The sequence below is a fragment of the Companilactobacillus allii genome, assembly GCF_001971585.1.
In the GTDB taxonomy this organism is placed as follows: Bacteria; Bacillota; Bacilli; order Lactobacillales; family Lactobacillaceae; genus Companilactobacillus; species Companilactobacillus allii.
Genome location: NZ_CP019323.1, coordinates 424,970 through 443,725 on the forward strand (window position 1 = coordinate 424,970; position 18,756 = coordinate 443,725).

The 18,756-nt window shown below is 33.1% G+C and carries 12 protein-coding genes and 1 pseudogene; 1 reads left to right on the forward strand and 12 read right to left on the reverse strand.

What is annotated here, in order from left to right:
- Positions 1 to 205: 205 nt before the first annotated feature.
- The 12 genes and pseudogenes from BTM29_RS12925 to BTM29_RS02130 all read right to left on the reverse strand — a co-directional run.
- Positions 206 to 298, reverse strand: a pseudogene (locus BTM29_RS12925) (reverse transcriptase); the annotation flags it as partial.
- Between the two features lie 117 nt (positions 299 to 415).
- A complete protein-coding gene (locus BTM29_RS02080; RefSeq protein WP_076613920.1) occupies positions 416 to 2,332 on the reverse strand; it encodes a PTS fructose transporter subunit IIABC in 1,917 nt (638 codons plus the stop codon).
- A gap of 29 nt (positions 2,333 to 2,361) precedes the next feature.
- Positions 2,362 to 3,234: a ketose-bisphosphate aldolase gene (locus tag BTM29_RS02085; RefSeq protein ID WP_076613921.1), complete on the reverse strand. Its 873-nt coding sequence runs from the start codon at positions 3,232 to 3,234 to the stop codon at positions 2,362 to 2,364.
- A gap of 1 nt (position 3,235) precedes the next feature.
- Positions 3,236 to 5,098, reverse strand: a complete 1,863-nt coding sequence (locus tag BTM29_RS02090; RefSeq protein WP_076613922.1) for a BglG family transcription antiterminator — start codon at positions 5,096 to 5,098, stop codon at positions 3,236 to 3,238.
- 448 nt (positions 5,099 to 5,546) lie between these two features.
- On the reverse strand, positions 5,547 to 6,554 hold the full coding sequence (locus BTM29_RS02095) for a LacI family DNA-binding transcriptional regulator (RefSeq protein WP_076613923.1): 1,008 nt from the start codon (positions 6,552 to 6,554) through the stop codon (positions 5,547 to 5,549).
- Between the two features lie 85 nt (positions 6,555 to 6,639).
- On the reverse strand, positions 6,640 to 7,995 hold the full coding sequence (locus BTM29_RS02100) for an SLC45 family MFS transporter (RefSeq protein WP_076618597.1): 1,356 nt from the start codon (positions 7,993 to 7,995) through the stop codon (positions 6,640 to 6,642).
- 53 nt (positions 7,996 to 8,048) lie between these two features.
- Positions 8,049 to 9,725 (reverse strand): alpha-glucosidase, encoded by a 1,677-nt coding sequence (locus tag BTM29_RS02105; RefSeq protein ID WP_120270335.1) that lies wholly within the window; start codon positions 9,723 to 9,725, stop codon positions 8,049 to 8,051.
- A 718-nt stretch (positions 9,726 to 10,443) separates the two neighbouring features.
- Entirely contained in the window at positions 10,444 to 11,754 is a 1,311-nt protein-coding gene (dcm, locus tag BTM29_RS02110) for a DNA (cytosine-5-)-methyltransferase (RefSeq protein ID WP_076613925.1), read from the reverse strand.
- Between the two features lie 4 nt (positions 11,755 to 11,758).
- On the reverse strand, positions 11,759 to 14,434 hold the full coding sequence (locus tag BTM29_RS02115; protein WP_225972219.1) for an SNF2-related protein: 2,676 nt from the start codon (positions 14,432 to 14,434) through the stop codon (positions 11,759 to 11,761).
- Positions 14,435 to 14,441: 7 nt separating this feature from the next.
- Entirely contained in the window at positions 14,442 to 15,707 is a 1,266-nt protein-coding gene (locus BTM29_RS02120) for a ParB/Srx family N-terminal domain-containing protein (RefSeq protein ID WP_083685898.1), read from the reverse strand.
- A 267-nt stretch (positions 15,708 to 15,974) separates the two neighbouring features.
- On the reverse strand, positions 15,975 to 16,613 hold the full coding sequence (locus BTM29_RS02125; protein WP_076613928.1) for an SDR family oxidoreductase: 639 nt from the start codon (positions 16,611 to 16,613) through the stop codon (positions 15,975 to 15,977).
- Between the two features lie 190 nt (positions 16,614 to 16,803).
- A complete protein-coding gene (locus tag BTM29_RS02130) occupies positions 16,804 to 17,616 on the reverse strand; it encodes an ABC transporter substrate-binding protein (protein ID WP_418236010.1) in 813 nt (270 codons plus the stop codon).
- Between the two features lie 298 nt (positions 17,617 to 17,914).
- On the opposite strand from BTM29_RS02130, the gene BTM29_RS02135 reads away from it, so the two are divergent.
- Complete coding sequence (locus tag BTM29_RS02135; protein WP_076613929.1) at positions 17,915 to 18,709, forward strand: ABC transporter ATP-binding protein; 795 nt, start codon at positions 17,915 to 17,917, stop codon at positions 18,707 to 18,709.
- Positions 18,710 to 18,756: the final 47 nt, after the last annotated feature.

The window sequence follows — 18,756 nt, forward strand, 5'->3', positions numbered from 1 at the left end:
CCCCCTTGCTTAATTTATAAATTTATATTAATGTATTTATATTTTTTAGTAAACGCTTTCAAGCTATCTTGATTTCATTTACTCTTTAAATGAAAATACTGAAATAAATTTCACGAATATTTAAAGTAATCGAGTAGGAGGTAACTTTAGTTACCGACCTCTCACACCATCGTACGTACAGTTCCGTATACGGCGGTTCATTAATTTAAGCATTCTGAATAGACTGGAATTTCTTGGACATATTTATTAGTCCGAGAGATTCCAGTTTTTTATTCGTTAGAGTGTATGACAATGTCTTACGGATATTAATTGTAAATCACAGTGCTGTTATAAAAGTTAAAATCCAAGTCGTGTGTATCAAAAAAAGGACATCGATTTTAACTATCGATATCCTATAAATTATTTGAGCATTTTATTAAATTATACCTGCTGCCATATGTTTGTTCATTTCAGATTCACTCAAAGTTCTCTTAGTGAAACCTAAAATCAAGGCAGTAATAACGGTACCTATTAAAATACAACCTATATATAACAATGGTTTATTACATGCAACCGGTATAACAAATATTCCACCATGTGGGGCTTGAAGTGTAATATTCAACATCATGCTTAAGGCACCACCAACTGCACCACCAATAACATTAGCGGGAATAGTTCTCAATGGATCAGCAGCTGCGAACGGAATAGCACCTTCTGTAATAAAGCAGGCCCCTAGAATCCAGTTTGCTTTACCTGCTTCTCTTTCTTGATTAGTGAATTTATTCTTAAATAATAATGTGGCTAACGCAACTCCTAATGGTGGAACCATACCACCAACCATCAAAGCAGCTGATGGTCCATAAATTTTAGAAGCAAACATTGCCAAGCCAAAAGCCGAAGCTGTCTTATTAATTGGACCACCCATATCGGAAGACATCATTCCAGCTAGTACAGCTCCCATAACGAAGGCACTTGATCCATTCATTGATTTTAACCATGTAGTTAAGAATTCATTTAAGTTCGACATTGGTGTATTGAGAATAAAGAACATGACGAATCCAACGACAAATGTTGCCAATAACGGAATCAACAAAACTGAGATCAAACCTTGATACGTATGTGGAATATTTTTAGTTTTCTTGGTGATCAACTTCGTTATATAACCACCTAAGAAACCAGCTAACATACCACCCAAGAAACCAGAACCACCATTCATGGCCATCATTCCGCCAATCATACCTGGTGCTAATCCTGGCTTATCAGCAATACTCCATGAAATATAAGCAGCTAAAACTGGAACATATAACTTGAACGCAGCGTTACCACCCATTTCATTAAAGAATGCCGCCCAAATATTATATTGGTCACTCTTAGGATCACTAGCATAAATACCAAACATGAATGAAATAGCGATAAAGATACCACCGACTACAACAAAGGGAATCATATAAGACACACCACTCATGATGTGGGTATAAAATGCTCTAGCAAAACTACTGCCTTTACCTTCATCCTCAGTCTCTTCACTCTTTATTTCTTTATCTGATTTAACATAGCCTGAACTCAAAGCTAATGCATCATCAACAACTTTTTGTGGCTTATCAATGGCTCTTTTAACAGGGATATCTAAGAATTCTCGTCCCTCAAACACATCGGTATCTACCTTAACATCATGTGCTACAACGATTGCATCTGCTTCAGAAATGTCTTTAGCAGTGAGTTTATTCTCCACTCCAGTGGATCCGTTGGTTTGAATCTTATATTTCATCCCACGTTTCTTAGCTTCATTCTCTAATGATTGAGCAGCCATATAGGTGTGCGCAATTCCAGTCATACAAGCCGAAATACCAATTAAGTATTTACCACCATCTTCAGTTACTTTCTTAAGATCATCTTCTTGGGACTTCGTTTCATCTTGTTCAATCAAGTCTTTGTATATTTCATCTTCAGTCATAGCCGTCAATAATTTAGCACGAAAAGTTTCATCCATCAGAAAAGTTGAAATAGTCGATAACATCCGTAGATGTTCATCATTGGCACTTGCTGGTGCAGCAATCATAAATACTAAATTAACAATCTCTTGTCCCCATTTAATTCCACTTAAATTTTTGAGAATAACAATAGTTGCTTTGTCTACACCTTCTGATTTTCCATGCGGTATGGCAACACCATAACCAACAGCTGTTGATATCTCTTCTTCTCGTTTATTGACCGCTTTTTGAAAAGAGGGTATATCAGAAATATATCCATTTGCTCCAAGTAGTGAACTCATCTTTTCGATAGCTTCTTGTTTACTCATGGCTGTATTAGAAATAATGATATTCTTTTTGTCTATCACATCTTTAACATTCATAATTTTCCCCTTCTAAATCAAATGTTGATTTATTTGAAATACAAGCTAGCCTTTCCAGTTGAGTTGAACAAATCCATCTTATATTCAACAACGTCTTGTGCCGCTTGGCGTGCACTAGGCATTAATACATTTGGTTCATAATCATCAGGCTTTTCAACCAATGTCTTACGTAGCTGATTAAAGAATGCTGTCTTCATATCAGTTGAAAGATTGATTTTAGCAACACCATGCTTATATGTCTTTCGAATTTCTTCATCCTTATTATCAGAACCACCATGTAATACCAATGGAATATCAACTGCTTCGTGAATCTTTTCCAATAGATCAATTCTTAATTCTGGCTTTTCAACATGTGCATAGTGGCCATGACGTGTTCCAATAGCAACAGCTAATGTATCGACTCCTGTTGCCTCAACAAACTTCTTAGCATCTTCAGGTTTTGTATAAAGGATTTCATTAACACCGTTACTGTCAACGGACAATTCATTACTTCCAATTGTTCCTAATTCTGCTTCTACAGAGACGTTTACAGCATGTGCTGCTTCAACGCATTTCTTAGTAATAGCAATATTCTTTTCCCATGGTTCAGCAGATGTATCAATCATTACTGAACTATAACCATTTTGAATACCTTTAAGAACATCTTGATAAGTTGCTCCATGATCAACATGAATTGCCATTGGAATACGTGTACGATTTACAGCTTGTCTTACATAAGCAACAAAATCTTCACCAACATAGCTCAATTCATCAGGATGAATTTGAATAATTGCTGGAGCATTCTTCTTTTCAGCAGCATTAATAATGGCCTCTACAAACTCACTATTTGAAACATTATATGACCCAACCGCAAACTCATTCTTGTAAGCTACATCTAGTAAATCAACCATATTCATTAACATTTTAATATCCTCTTTCTTTATTCCATACAGAAATAAAATCCTGTTTATTTTTTGTTTCTAGTAATTTCAATACCGTATCTAAGTTATTGGTATGTACATATACGTCCCTAAAAAAACCCTTATTAACTTCCAACTGTTCAGATGGAATATATACAATAATCAATCTAACTTTCTGATTTCCCCATGTAATATTGGATTTATTGATACCAATTATTACATGAGGGTTATACGAAAACTTGGTTAAAAATGGATGTGGCAAAGCAGTAAAGTTACCAACATCCGTACTAGACATCCCTTCCCGATCCTTAAAATTAGTAAATAAACTTGAATAACCAGCTAATTCTAATAATTTTTCTATAGCAGAGATATTCGAATCCTCATTTATTCTGAAATAGTCAGCAGCATTTATTAAATTTGAAGTTCCAACTGTTGAAATAAATCTTTGAACACTTTGAATATCCATACTGTTAAAATTTCTTGAAATATGTATTAATTTGTCATTTGTATAATATTTAGGATCAGGATATTCGACAATTGTAGTTAAAACTAAATCAAATTTTTCAAAATCTACTGATTCAAAATCGTGGACGATTTTTACTATTTGAATATTTTGGAAAAACATCTCAACTTTGTTCTTAATTAGCCTTGTTTCTATTTGCTTATTATTTACGATCAAAAGCACTTTTAATATTCCGTCTTTTCCTTCATTCAAAACTAATTGAATATGTATTGATAAATATGCGATTTCAGATTCTGGTATAGACAATGAAAGTCGCTTTTTTAAATCGTCATAGATAAAACTCGAAATAGAATAGGCAAATAAATATTCATGTTTTAATTCAGTAAAATAAGGATTGAAAATTGGTATCTTCTCTTTGATTGGATTTAAGAGTCTAGCAATATGATTTACAATTTGATTCTGATAATTTTCATTGGAATACACCGGAATATCAAAATACTTTTCTGCTTTGAATAGTGTTTTCTTTATTGTTGAAATCGTTGACTCATCATTCAAAATTATTTTTGGATTTGTAATATCTAAAGGTAGTGCCAAAAGATAATATGTTAGACTTAGCAATTCCTCTTTAGTCCGTTCAAGTTTGAAAGTATCTATCAAGTCACTAGCCAATTTATATTCTGCAAACTCAGAAACGACATTTTCATAACTGGCCAGTTCCTTCACATGATTTTGATTTTTTATACGATCATTCATAATTATCATATGAATGATTAGCTTGACATAAGTCCAATATTCAACGGTGCAATTATGCGCCGTCAAAATATTATCAATTGCTTTTATATTTTTAGTTAGTTCTTTAATATTGGTCATCTCATTAAAAAAATTATATAATCGTGAAATCAATTTATCTTTAGAGAATATCTTTAATGGAACCAATTCCTCAAGAACCAATCTTTTAGACTCTTCACTTCCAACTAATCTAACCCCCGTAAAAATTTTTGATTCAAATGACAGGCCAATATCAAACTGCTTTATCTTCAAAAATAATTTTTGGATTTTACTACGAATGCTTTCACTTGAATACGAGAGTCGATCAGCAATTACATCAATCTGGGTATACCCAGTACTATTTATAAGTAATAATGCAATTTTAAATAAGATTTCATCATCACTGTCCGAATCATTTTCACTAATATCTTTGGAATCATATTTACTTTTATCGATTTTGTATCCTTTGGCGGTGGAAATAATTAACCTCTCACCATTGGAAAGCTCATTAACTTTAGCTACATAATTTCTTATGCTCCTCTCTGTTACACCAACTAATTCAGATAACTGTTTGTTAGTAATAAAGTCTTTTTGTTGCAGCAGCACATCTAGCATTTTATTAATATTCTTATTCATAGTATTTTCCTAACCAAGTTATTAATAAGAACTACTATTGCTCATCAACAGTTCCTATTATATTTTTTAAGTATCCGCTTACAAAGTTACATTTTTTTCCTATAGGTAGGAAACTTTTCCCACTAAACGGAAGGTATCTTATGCTACCAACTTTCATGCTGAATACACAAAAAAATAGCCATATCCCTAAAACTTAGGAATATGGCCATCCAAAAATCATCTCTTTTAAAATTTTGTAATTTCTTGACATAAATATTTTCTGATAGAATCCAAATTGTTAATTCTTAACAGCATATATATGTGCACCATTTACAAATAAATACAGTTTAACCTTGTTAAAACGATTATTTTTTAATTTCTACTAAAAAGATAAATACACAACAATCAAAATAAAAGCCATCATAAATCTGACGGCTTTCGTTTAATACTCGATGCCTAATTTAAATTACTATTCAATACAGAATACGCTCTGTCGTTCACTAATCTTAATGGGAACAAGACACTGTGATTCAAATGTTTTATTAAGTGTTTTGACTCTCTGCTCAATTTGTCGTACTCCAATCACTCCCATTTCATAAAAGTTCTGTGAAATACTAGTTAGCTGAGGTTGGACGATTTTACACATTTCAGTACCATCTATACTTATGATAGATAGGTCTTGGGGCACTCTCAATCCAAAGTTACGAGCCTGATTCAATATTCCTATCGCGGTTAAATCACTTGCGGCAACGACTCCTGTAATCTCAGTGTCTTTTCCAAATTTTTTCATAGCTAATTCTCCGGCAACATAACTATAATCCCCATACTCCAACCAGGATTGTTTAGGAGTTATACCATTTTCTAACAATGCTCTCGTATATCCAGCAGTTCTTAATCTACCAGTATACGGATATTTATCCAATCCAACTAATCCTATTTTACGATGACCATGTTCAATCAAATATTTAGTAGCAGTATAACCAATTATTTCATCGTCTGAGCTAACGAAGGGTCTATCATCATCAAATCCCATGGATAAGAAGCAATAGGGTGTATTTGATTCATCTAATAGCTTTAAATTATCCTCTGATAAAGCAATGGATAGCAATAAAACTCCCATAACCGGACGTTCGATCACTGTTAATAATGCCTTTTTTTGTTCCTCAGTGTCAGCACTACCAGAATACACGACAATTAAATTGTATCCGTTTTTTGATGCTTCTGCTTGTATTCCATCGATTATTTCACCGGCAAAATTTGTCTTAACAGAACTGACAACTGCCGCAATAACATTACTCTGCTTTTTAACCAATTCAACTGCAGCTTGGTTTTTTTTATATCCCAGTTCTTCAACTGCTTGTTTTACTTTTTTTTCAGTTTCAGGTGTATAGTATTTGGATTTTCCAGATAAAACGCGAGAAACGGTTGATGGCGCGACTCCGACTTTTCGTGCAATATCTTTTATTGTTGCTGACATTCAACCATCTCCCTACTTTATAATTGATTTCAATTTCTAAACAATAAAGAAGCGGTTTTATATAACCGCTTCATTAAGTATATTATTATTTACCTTCATGAACAATGGCGACTGAAAATCCACCAATGACCATAGCAACAAATCCAATAATCATCATCATACTTTGACTATTTCCAACCATTGGGAAAATAATAAAGCTGGCCAATGATCCAATAATCTGTGGTAAACAAACAGCTATATTAAATAGTCCTAAATATGATCCATTGTTTTGTCCATCCAATGATGTTGTCAACATTGCAAATGGAAGTGTGTTGATCGTAAAGTTTCCAATCCCATATAATGCAAATGCGAAGAGTGCTACCCATTGATTTCCTGTAGTAGCAACAATAACAATACTGATTGCATCTGCAAACAAACCAAATGAATACCAGAACTTACGTTTTGTTTCCTTAGTTTTGGCATAATACAATCCCCAAAGTAGAGCAGCAACACTGTAAAATGCAGTCATAACCCCGTACCAATTACCTGCAGCTTGGAAACCTGCAGATACAGGATCACTTGTGTGCCAAATATTATTGGCCATAGCACCTGTTGCATATGTCCATGTATACATAATTCCAATCCAACTAAATAATTGGACTACTGATAATTCCCAGAAAGATCTTGGAGCCTTTTTAAGTAATTTCCATAAACTTGGTGTAACCTTTTGTTTCTTTACATCTATTTTATGGTACTTAGCATATGTCTCAGGATCATATTCTTTAACATTAAAAATAGTGATTAAACTTGTAATTAGGAGCATCGCTGCACCAACTAAATATGCCCATATTACTGTTAATGGTACCTGTCCTTTAGGAGCAGTGTTCGATACACCAAATTTAGTAAGAATAAATGGTAATAATGCCGCTAAAATTCCTCCAGCATATGAAAAAATTTGTTGCCAAGACCAAGCAATATTTTTCTGACCTTCATTAACCATGTCACCGGCAAGCATCTTGTATGGAGCTAAACAAACATTACTAAATAAATCCATTAATGCAATAGCAACGGCTGCATATATCAGAGCCGTCATAGACCCATATCCAAACCCTAACGAACCAGTAAATGGCAACATGATCATTACAATAACTGTTATCGGAGCACCAACTAATAGATAAGGAATTCTTCTTCCCCATTTAGTCCAAGTGATGTCTGAATATTTACCTAACAATGGCTGAACAAACATTCCCAATAATGGAGGTAATAAGAAGAACCATCCAAGATTATTTGGATTTACACCAATTGTTTGGGTAATTCTACTCATTTGTGATCCCTGCAATGTAAATGCCATATTTACACCTATACATCCAAAGGTCATAGCAAAAATTGTTTTCATTGGTAATGTTGGCAATGAATTATCGAATCCAAATGATTTTTCATTCTTTTCTACTTTTACCGACATATTGTCGGATTTTGCATCTGAAGATTTCAATATTTGACTTTCTCCTTTACTAATTAAAATTGATACACCTTAGCTTCATAAGGACGTATTTTATCACCTTGATCATTTGAATAATTGGAGATTATTTCTTTGGCATTATCTGGAATGTCATATTCACGTTGTAATTCTTTATCAGTGTAATTAGCAATAATAAGTAATGTGCCATCTTGACTCTTACGTGTATATGCATATACATCTGGATCTTTATCATTTCCATCCACTAATGCATAAATACCATCTGTAATAATAGGCATTTCATGACGAAGCTTAATTAATTTTTGATAATAATAAAAGATTGAATCATGATTAGCCAAATCCTTTTTAACATTTATCTGCTTATAATTATGATTCAAATGCTCCCATGTTTTACCTGTTGAGAATCCAGCATTTTCAGTATCATCCCATTGCATTGGAGTTCTGGCATTATCTCTACTATGAATTCCTAAGTATTTCAACATTGTTGGTCCATCAAGTAAATGTTGTTCATCAACAATTTGATGGTAAGAATTAATAGAATCAAGATCGACATAATCATCCAAGCTCTTGAAGTTTGCATTTGTCATACCAATTTCCTCACCCTCAAATATGAAAGGTGTTCCTTGCTGGAAATGTAAGATAGTGGCTAACATTTTTGCACTCAAAACACGGTATTCCTCAGTTGAATCATTTCCATACCTTGATACAACACGAGGTTGATCATGATTATTCCAATATAATGAATTCCAAGCTTCCCCTGCCAGTGCAGTTTGCCATTTAGTTAAATTGGCACGTAAATCAGTTAATGTGGCTTTTCTATCTGACCAGTGACCTAAGGCTGGATTTTTATTACCATCTAACCCCATATGCTCAAACTGGAATACCATATTTAATTCTTTACCGCTCAAATTGGAATATTTTTTAGCTTCCTCAGTCGTAACTGCTGGAGCTTCACCCACTGTTACCATATTGTGATTACTCATTACGTTCTTATTCATTTCTTGTAAAAATTCATGGATACGATGACCGTTTGCAACTAGTGGTTCAGGATTGGCATAAAGTTCATCGGATGCTTTCTTGGCATCAGGCAATCCATTTGGCTTAGAAATATAATTGATTACATCCATACGGAAACCATCAATCCCTTTATCAGCCCACCAATTCATCATGTCATATACTGAATGGCGTACATTGGGATTTTCCCAATTTAAATCCGGCTGTTGTGGTGCAAATAGATGCATATAATACTGACCAGTTTGATCATCATATTTCCACGCTGGACCAGTAAAGAATGAACCCCAATTATTTGGTGCCTTATCATCTTTTCCATCACGCCAAATGTAATAATCGCGATATGGATTATCCTTACCTTTACGTGATTCTTGAAACCATTTATGTTCATCAGAGGTATGGTTAACAACAAGATCCATCATTATTTTCAATCCTAATTTATGTGCTTTGTTGAGTAACTCATCAAAGTCTTCCATATTACCAAAATCAGGATTAATGGCACGATAATCAGCAATATCATATCCATTATCAATTTGTGGTGATTTATAAATTGGACTTAGCCAAACAATATCGACTCCTAGCTTCTTAATATAATCTAATCGTTTCGTAATACCTGGTAAATCACCAATTCCATCACCATTACTGTCTTGATAGCTAGCTGGATAAACCTGATAAACTACTGAATTCTTCCACCAATTTTTCAAAATAATCTTCCTCACTTTTATATACATTCTAATTAAGCAAACGTTTGCTTAATTAGAATGTAAACCTTTTCATCTTTATAGTCAAGCAAACGTTTGCTTAATTAGAAAAAATGTGGTTCCTAAATAAAACTTGCGCTAGTAACTGCCAATTTTACATTTTAAATAATATAAAATGTAAATATTCTTTTAAAGGACCACATAGATAGGTAAGCAGATAACAAAGAAACAGCTATTAAGAGTTACCAGTAAGAGATTACATTATGAATTTAAGCCTGTTGAACCCATCCCTTCACGATTCAGAATAAAATACTTGGTGAATACGAAGTATGAAATGATAATCAATCTATACTTGCATCAAACAAAAAAACATATCTGACATCTATGCTCACAGACTTTAATTATTATTACCACAACTCAGGAGTAGATTTGTCGATAAAAATTGTTCCTCAAGCAAAACAGCTAGTAAAAAAATGTTCTAAATTCTACAAAGAATTTCCAAATCTAGATTATCAAGGCAACTGTTAATCCAAGAAAAAAAGCGGGCCATTTCGGCATTAGATTATTTTTGGAGGATATCCAACAGGTAGATATTTTAGAAGAACCACCAACTGCAATTTACGATAATACTAGATAAAAAAAGGATGCAAAATTTGCACCCTATGATTTAAAAAAATATAGATTTCTTCGTTAATAGCTTAATGAAATCATTCTCAATACATTATAATTTCTTTTTTAACAATTTATTGTTAGACGACAAATTAAAAGAAATTTTTTTTGCTTTCTCTGGTTCCTTATCAAGAATATTATTTATTTCTGTACCAATTTCAGTAACCAAATTCACTACCAGAGCATTACCCATAAGAAAATATCTTGCTGATTTAGTTATTCCATCAATATCTGTCCAACCTGATGGAAAAGTGTTGATTTTTTCGGCTTCCTCTGGTGTCAAAAATCTCTGTCTATTATTCTGTGGATCAACAATTACATGTGACATTCTATTAATGCTATGTTCAGATGTAACCATTGTCCTAGCAGGTTTGTCTATGCTATCAGGATACTGAACCTTCCCCATTGCATAAGGATATCTATGACCATCCTTAGTTTTCTTAAAAACAGATGATTTATCTCTAAGCTTCATCATTCTATTAATAGATTTATCAGATAGATACAGAGATTCATCATTAACATCAGTATCAATTATATCCCTAATTGTTATTGAGTTTCTTGTTTTCGCAACGTAGTTAGAAAAATATGCATGATTATCCATCATAAAACCAATTTTCTTAAATCCACCCTTTATACTAAAGTTTTTAGAAAAATCCGATAACTTATTTAGTTTATCGCTGTTTAACGACACGTCCTGAACAGATTCAATTTTTTCATTTGGTAAATTAACGTTAAATGGGCCCGAATGGTTTAACATATCAGCAGGAACTTTTACGTTAAATTCATTTTTAATATCATTGAAATAATTAGTACTTTTATGGAACGCGAAAATAAAGGTTCTTCTTCTTCTTTGAGGAAATCCATAATCAGCAGCATTGACTACTTTCCAGAATACCCCATATCCTCTATCTGAAAGTGTTCTTAGTATCATACCAAAATCCCTTCCTGGATTGTTACTTTTTACACCAGGTGATGTCAATAGTCTATCAACATTTTCAAGGAAAACGAATCTCGGCTTTTTTTCATCTATTGTTCCTATAATATCCCACCAAAGTACACCTTTTTTACCTTGCATGCCCATGGAATGTGATACGGCTTGAACCACTGAATAATCCTGGCATGGAAATCCACCTACCAATAAATCAAAATCAGGTATTTCCGACTTTTTGACTTGGGAAATATCTTCATTAACAATTTCCTTATTACCAAATCTTTTTTTATAAACCTCATATGCAGCCTGTATCTTTCGTTCCGGCTCATACTGATCAGCCCAAACAACACGGAATCTATCAGAACTATTCTCTAATCCCAATCTAAATCCACCGACCCCTGCAAAGAGTTCTGCCACACGAATATCTTTCATTGCCCTATAGTTTCATCCTTTTACGTTCTGAATTAATTAAATCTCTCACAGTATTCAAATAATCATCAGAAATTTCTGGTTTTAGAACATCGCCATCAATGGACTCCTCCATTCTGGCCTCTTTTTCTTTCAATTTATTATATATTTGGCCATCAATAAATCCTAAACTATTAGATTCATTTTTTGTTTGTAAATAATAATATCGGGTATGCTGGTTGGGTGGGAGGCCTAACCTATGAATTCTATCACGTGATTGTAACATGAATGTAAGATTAAAATTATATTCAAAATACACAGCATCATGAACACTTTTATGCAACGATACTGATTCACCTAAAGTTTGTGGATTAGAAATCAAAACATTAACTTCAGAATTTACGTCCAAAAATTCATCAATTAATCCCTTTCTATCTTCATGCTTAGTTGCCCCATATACAATATAAGATTTTATACCAATTTCTTTCAACTGATTATTTATCTTTTCTAGTGTACCTACAAAGATACCCCAAATCAAGATCTTTTTGTTTTCCATAACCAATTTTTTTACTAATTCAATACCAGCATCAAATTTTGGAGAATCAATATTACTTAAATCAAAGTCAGAGTACGTTTTTACTAATTTTTCCTTCTTACTAGGAACATCTATTTCTTGATAAAAATCTTCTTTACTAATCATATCTATATCATTATCAAAACCCATATTAGAATAATCTATTTTATTCTTCAACAACTCCGGATTTGTTGATACCTGAATCAATCTAATAAAAATAGCTAAAGATGATTTTTCATTTGACCATATAGATTCCGCTAATTCTGATTGATTTAGAGACGGCTTTTTTACCAGAAAAATATCCGGATCAGCCGGAGGAACTTGTAATTGTGTCTTATTTGTTCTCCAAAAGAATGGTGCAATTTTTTTATTTATGTCCTGCACTTCAAAATAATTGGGCTTTTTCAAATCACTTGTAGACCATCCAAAAAAAGATTCATATTCATTACCATACAATATATGTAGAAAATTATATATATCAATATAACTATTGGGTAGTGGTGTTCCTGTCAATACAAATTTAGATTTTGCATTCTTCGACAGTTCCAATGCTTGCAACGCTCTCTTACCAATTGGGTTTTTTATTCTATGAACTTCATCAAACACAAGCATTGTATCTGAATTAATCAAGTCCTTTAATTGATCCATATATTTTTCTAAAGATTCATAGTTAACCAACACTAAATTAGATTTGTTCCAATTTCTTCTAATGTCACCATCAAAATTCAAATCTTGTGTATCTATACATACTAATCGCTTTTTTTCAGAATGATTTCCAAAAACACTTTTGAATTCTCGCTTCCATGACTGAAATGCGTTAATTGGAGAAATAACTAAAATTCTATTTATTTTTTCTTCAGATTGTATTTTATCCCTATTTAAATAAGCAAATACACCCAAAATCATTGCTGTTTTACCTGAACCAGGGACGGAAAAATTTGCTGCTCTTTGCATCATATATTCATAAAATGCGGCTTTCAAATGAAGAGATTTAAACTTTCTTACAACTTCAGACTGTACAATATTAGAAAAATGTATAAATTCATCATCATATCTTGAGTCGGTAGTGTCTTTCAGCACCATTCCTTGGGTTTTATATGCCTTGATAGAATATTTTTCTTTACTAATCATATCAATAATTCTAGGATCAATAACGAATTGTATTATCCGATTATTTCTTTTATTCAATCTTTTTAATCTCTCATTTATTAAATCAATAACAGTTTGAATGTCTTGATAAACCAAATCAGATTTAAGGACATATGATTTATCGTCACAGTATTCTCCAAGGTTTCCTTCCATACGAAGACGTCTATCCCTTTGTGAAATATTATCTTTTGTCAAATCCTTAAAAATAATTCTGTCACTATTATCTATGAATTCTAGTTTAAAGATATCTTTATCAGAATCCGTGACTTCATCAGAAGACATAAGTTTACTATTCATTTCTTTCACTCCTGAATGTGCAAAATTCTTGTATTGTTTTATATTCTGATATATTAAAGAATCAATACGTATGGTAATTATCTCTCGTTCTACACCATTCCATAATTTTGAAAAACGCTCTTTATTCTGTAGAATACGTTGTCTACCATTTTCCCCAGAATCCCAGGATGTATCAACGGAAAGACTCTCATAATTGTCCCTTAGTCCACCTATTGATTCATTCGCTGAACCAGTAAAAAAAACAGTTGCATCATTTTCATCAGTTATAAGACCAAACTTATCATGAAAAATTCCCTTATGATTCCTTAAAAAAGCAATTTTTATATTAGCCTGATTGTTTGCAATCATATAAGCCAAATCGCCTAGATTTGATTTCAAACTTTCATTTAATTTTAATTTTTTCTTTTCAATATATGACACTTTATTTAAAACGTCTCGATATTTATAGCCTTTTTTCATCTCGTCGAAATCAGATTCTGAAATATCTTTTGATAGTATAAACTGAACTTGACCGCCATTAGCCGCTAATCTATCAAGACCTATCGAATATAAACTAAGAGCCTTAATCGAAAAATATGCGGACACTCTTTGATAATATTTTGCTCCACTAAGTAGAGGAACATAAAGTTCCTCTGCTAAATTATCTAATGATGTTGTGTAAGATCCTTTAATACTATCTTTCACCTTACAACTAATCATAGTATTTAATTTCCTTGAGATTCCCGACAATATGATAAAGTTTATTTAGAACATCAATCGCATCTTTATATTCATCGGCATTTAAAGCTTTTATATCTTCATTACTGACGTCAGTAACATCATTCAAGGCACTTCTTATGTTATTTAGTGCCTTTTTTCTACCTTCATCACTTTTTCCACGACGTACTAACTGATTTGAATATATCAATAATTGTTCTGCTGAATCACCTGCATTCTTATCTTCAACTATTTTAGTGGATACATCTTCAGCATTCTCAATCACATTGCTCTTTTCGTTATGATACGCATCATATATATCATCAACAAAATCTTGAGTTTGGTTCAAGTATTTAGATTTCTGAGGGGTATCTATAATATTCTCCAGAATTTTACGAATATCTCTAGTAATATCTCCACCTTTTGAATATAAAGAACTCAAAACTGCAAATATTACCTCTCTAACACTTGATTTGTCTTTACCTTTGTATTTTCGTAGTGCTCTAGAAATTTCATGCATTGGTCCATCCAATTTCATATCTTTCGCTAAATAATATGCATTTTCAGGAGCGTTAACAAACTGCAAATACTCAATTATTAATTTTGCTTCTTCAATATCAGTATTCACAGTTCGTACATTTTTATTTCCTTTTTTAGCTGCATATTCTTTAGCTGTAACTATCTTTTGAACTTTAACCGCATCATAAACATCAAAAACTCTGTCAATAGGATCATAATCAATTTTTTCTTCTCTACCAAACTGTAAATCTACTTCCAATAACTTAATATTCTTTTTATCAATATCAGTGGACATGTCAAGTGGAAGTATAACTGCTTCAAAATATTGTGAAATCTCCTTGCGACTTTCGATTTTACGAAGTGCCGTGTAACGCCTATTTCCATCAATCACTCGCCCATCATTCAATACAACTCCTGGTTCTTGCTGACCTTTTTCATCTATTGAGTCCATAGTCAAGCGCATTGATTCTTTATTAGAGTTATATATAAGATTTTCAAGTATTTGATTATATTCCGGGTCTTGGTTGTCTGTGGCAGGCGCAAAATCATCTATCCCACGCTTTACGATAAAACGCTTATACGCCGTATTTATTCGACCATTTTGATTGTTATAATATAAATACTTAAGAGGTATTCTATAAACATCAAAATTAGTTTTGTCAACTCCTGAAATACTCAATTTTTTTACTGCATTAGTTTTCACAACTTCATTTTTATTAATAAGTTCATTCAAAGAAATCATTATAACCTCCTAATGGTTAACAACTATCATCCAATATAGCGCTTACATGTGTATTATAACAAATACAATTCAATGATTAATCCACATATAGTATTATATTACATGAATAAACGATTTCTTTTTCTAAATATTTTTAAAAATACACAATTTGTTAAAATATTAATAGAAATAATTATGCCCGCTGGTATCTAACCATAACTTAATTAAATCCTATATTAACCCAACAAAAAAAGGCACATCCCAAAGGACATGCCAAATCAAACCAATCTAATACCAAGCAGGTTTATCCCCATCAGTACCAGGTTTATCAACACCAACAGACTCGCGGTTAAACTTATCAGGTGCTTGTGTAATATCAACAACCAATTGGGCAATCGACTTACGTGAAACCTCAGTACCCTTGAAGGTTTCATCTTTTTGTGTAGTCTCATAATCAACTTCGTCTTTATCAGTCAACCAAGCTGGACGAATAATTGTATATTCCAAATCTGAATCTTCGACAACTTTGGCAGCGGCTGCATAAGTAGTAATGTAGCTACCAAGTGTACTGTTATTCCACTCACCAAACTTGCCGGGAACTTCGTCATAAATTCCAAGTGTTGAAATCCAGATTAAGCGTTTCACACCTGTAGCGTGCATGGCTTCGACAACTGCCTTAGCTTGCTGCTCAATATTTCCACCAGCAAGGTTAGCATAGACAACATCAACGTCTTTCATTGATTCAACCAATGTCTTTTCATCAGTAGTATCTCCACCAACGATTTCAACCAATTTATTATCAATATCACGTAATCTTTCGGGACGTCTCAAGTACAATCTCAAACTATTATTAGTTGAATCCAAATATATTTGTGTTGCTCGGCGAGCAATCTTACCATTAGCACCAAGTATTAATACTTTTGTCATTATTATATCCCCCTGTTTTCTTTACATTCTCACTATAGTTTAGATCAATATTTAATACAAAAATAGCTTCTCGCAAAATTAAAATAGACATAACTTTGATAATTATATTTATACTGTCATTTATTAGTTACCGCTTCCATTTTATCAAACAGATAAGAAGCAGTCCCAATTTACAATGATTTAATATATTTTACTTCAAAATATCACTCTGAACTTGATCGATCATCTGACCGTAGGCGATAGGTCCTTTATATTGCCAACTAGAGTCGTCACCATACTGAAACAAGTTACCATTTTTAACAGCGGGAATATTCTTCCACAAGGAATTCTTAAACAAACTAGCATCCTTATCACTATTAACTAAGAAGATATAATCAGCATCTAACTTGGCTAACTTCTCCAGTGAAACTGACGACCAATCAGCTGTAGCTTTTTTAGAAACTTCCTTAACTAAAGCTGGTTCCTTCAGCTTAAGATCACCATACAATAATGCCCCACTGGCTGACTTGTCACTAACTATAAATGCCGAATTATTAGTTACCCACAATACAGCGGCTGATTTTCCAGAGGCCTTTTGCTTAAGATTTACACGAGTCTTCTTAACTTTTTTATCATACTTTTTCAAGACTGACTTAGCTTTATCGGACTTATTAACTGCTTTTGCCACATCCAAGAATTGAACACGCCAACTTACATTTTCTCCATTTTTAACGACATAAGTTGGGGCGATTTTTTTGTATTGTGCATATTTGCCATTTTCCACTGCACTATTAGTTCCCATTAATATCAAGTCTGGCTTTGCTTTAGTCACAGCCTCATATGGCAAAGTGTAGTCGATCAAAGGAACATTTTTCAAATCCTTCTTCAAATATTCCTGGGTTCCAGAACCATTCTTTACTGACCACTGTACGACTGGTTTAATACCTAATGCCACCAAGTAATCCTCCAAATAACTACCAACTACCCTTTTGGGATGAGTTGGAAGGGACACTCTATGTCCCATGTTATCCTTCAAAGAACGTGTCGACTCTGAACTATTACTACTATTACTACAAGCCGTTAATAATACCGCAAAAAATACTGTCATCATCAATAATACTCGAACAAATTTATTCTTCTTCAAAATATTCCCTCCCAAATTCACTTGTTACCACAAAACATTAGTAGATACCCTGATTATCAACGGAATAGCTAACAAAAGTCAATAGAATGTAGTAAAATTAGGCCATAAAATATAACCTGAGTATATTACTTTTATACCTAAAATATGTAATATGTGATTGGGATTTGGAGGAGATATTATGAATATAATTGAAACTAAAAATGTCTGTGTAAGCTACGAAAAGAAGCTGACTATTCATGACCTGTCTATCCAAATTCCAAAGGGTCAAATAACTACTTTAATCGGGCCAAATGGTTCTGGAAAGTCTACCTTGATCAGAACGATAGCTCACTTACTACAACCATGTGACGGTGCTGTATTTCTAGACAGCAAAGATATCTGCAATCAAAAAACCAGTAATATCGCCAAGGAACTGGCAGTTCTTCCACAATCAAGTAGTACTGTAAATGATCTAACAGTCAAAGATCTAGTAACCTTTGGCCGTATTCCATATCGTAAACACTTTGCACCACTATCAAAAGTCGATCATGAAAAAATCGACTGGGCCATGGAAAAAGCATCATTACAAGACTTACAGAACAGAAATCTCAGTACCCTTTCTGGTGGTCAAAGACAACGTGCCTTTATTGCTATGGCAATTGCTCAAGATACCGATACGATCATACTTGATGAACCAACAACTTATCTAGACTTGACGCATCAATTAGATGTTATGCTCTTGATCAAAGATCTCAACGAAAAAGAACATCGTACCATCATCATGGCGTTACACGACCTCAATCATGCCGCTAGATTCTCTGACCAATTGATTGCTATTAAAGATGGTACGCTTCAAACAAGTGGTCCGGTTCAAAAAGTCATTACTCGTGACAATCTTCGGAGTATCTTTAATATTGATGCCAAGATCATTGAAGACGACAACAAACCAATGATCCTCACCTATAATCGTTGGAAAAACGGTGTTGCTATATGACAACCAAAAAATTCACTTTCCACTTAGTTTTCGAACTAATCATACTA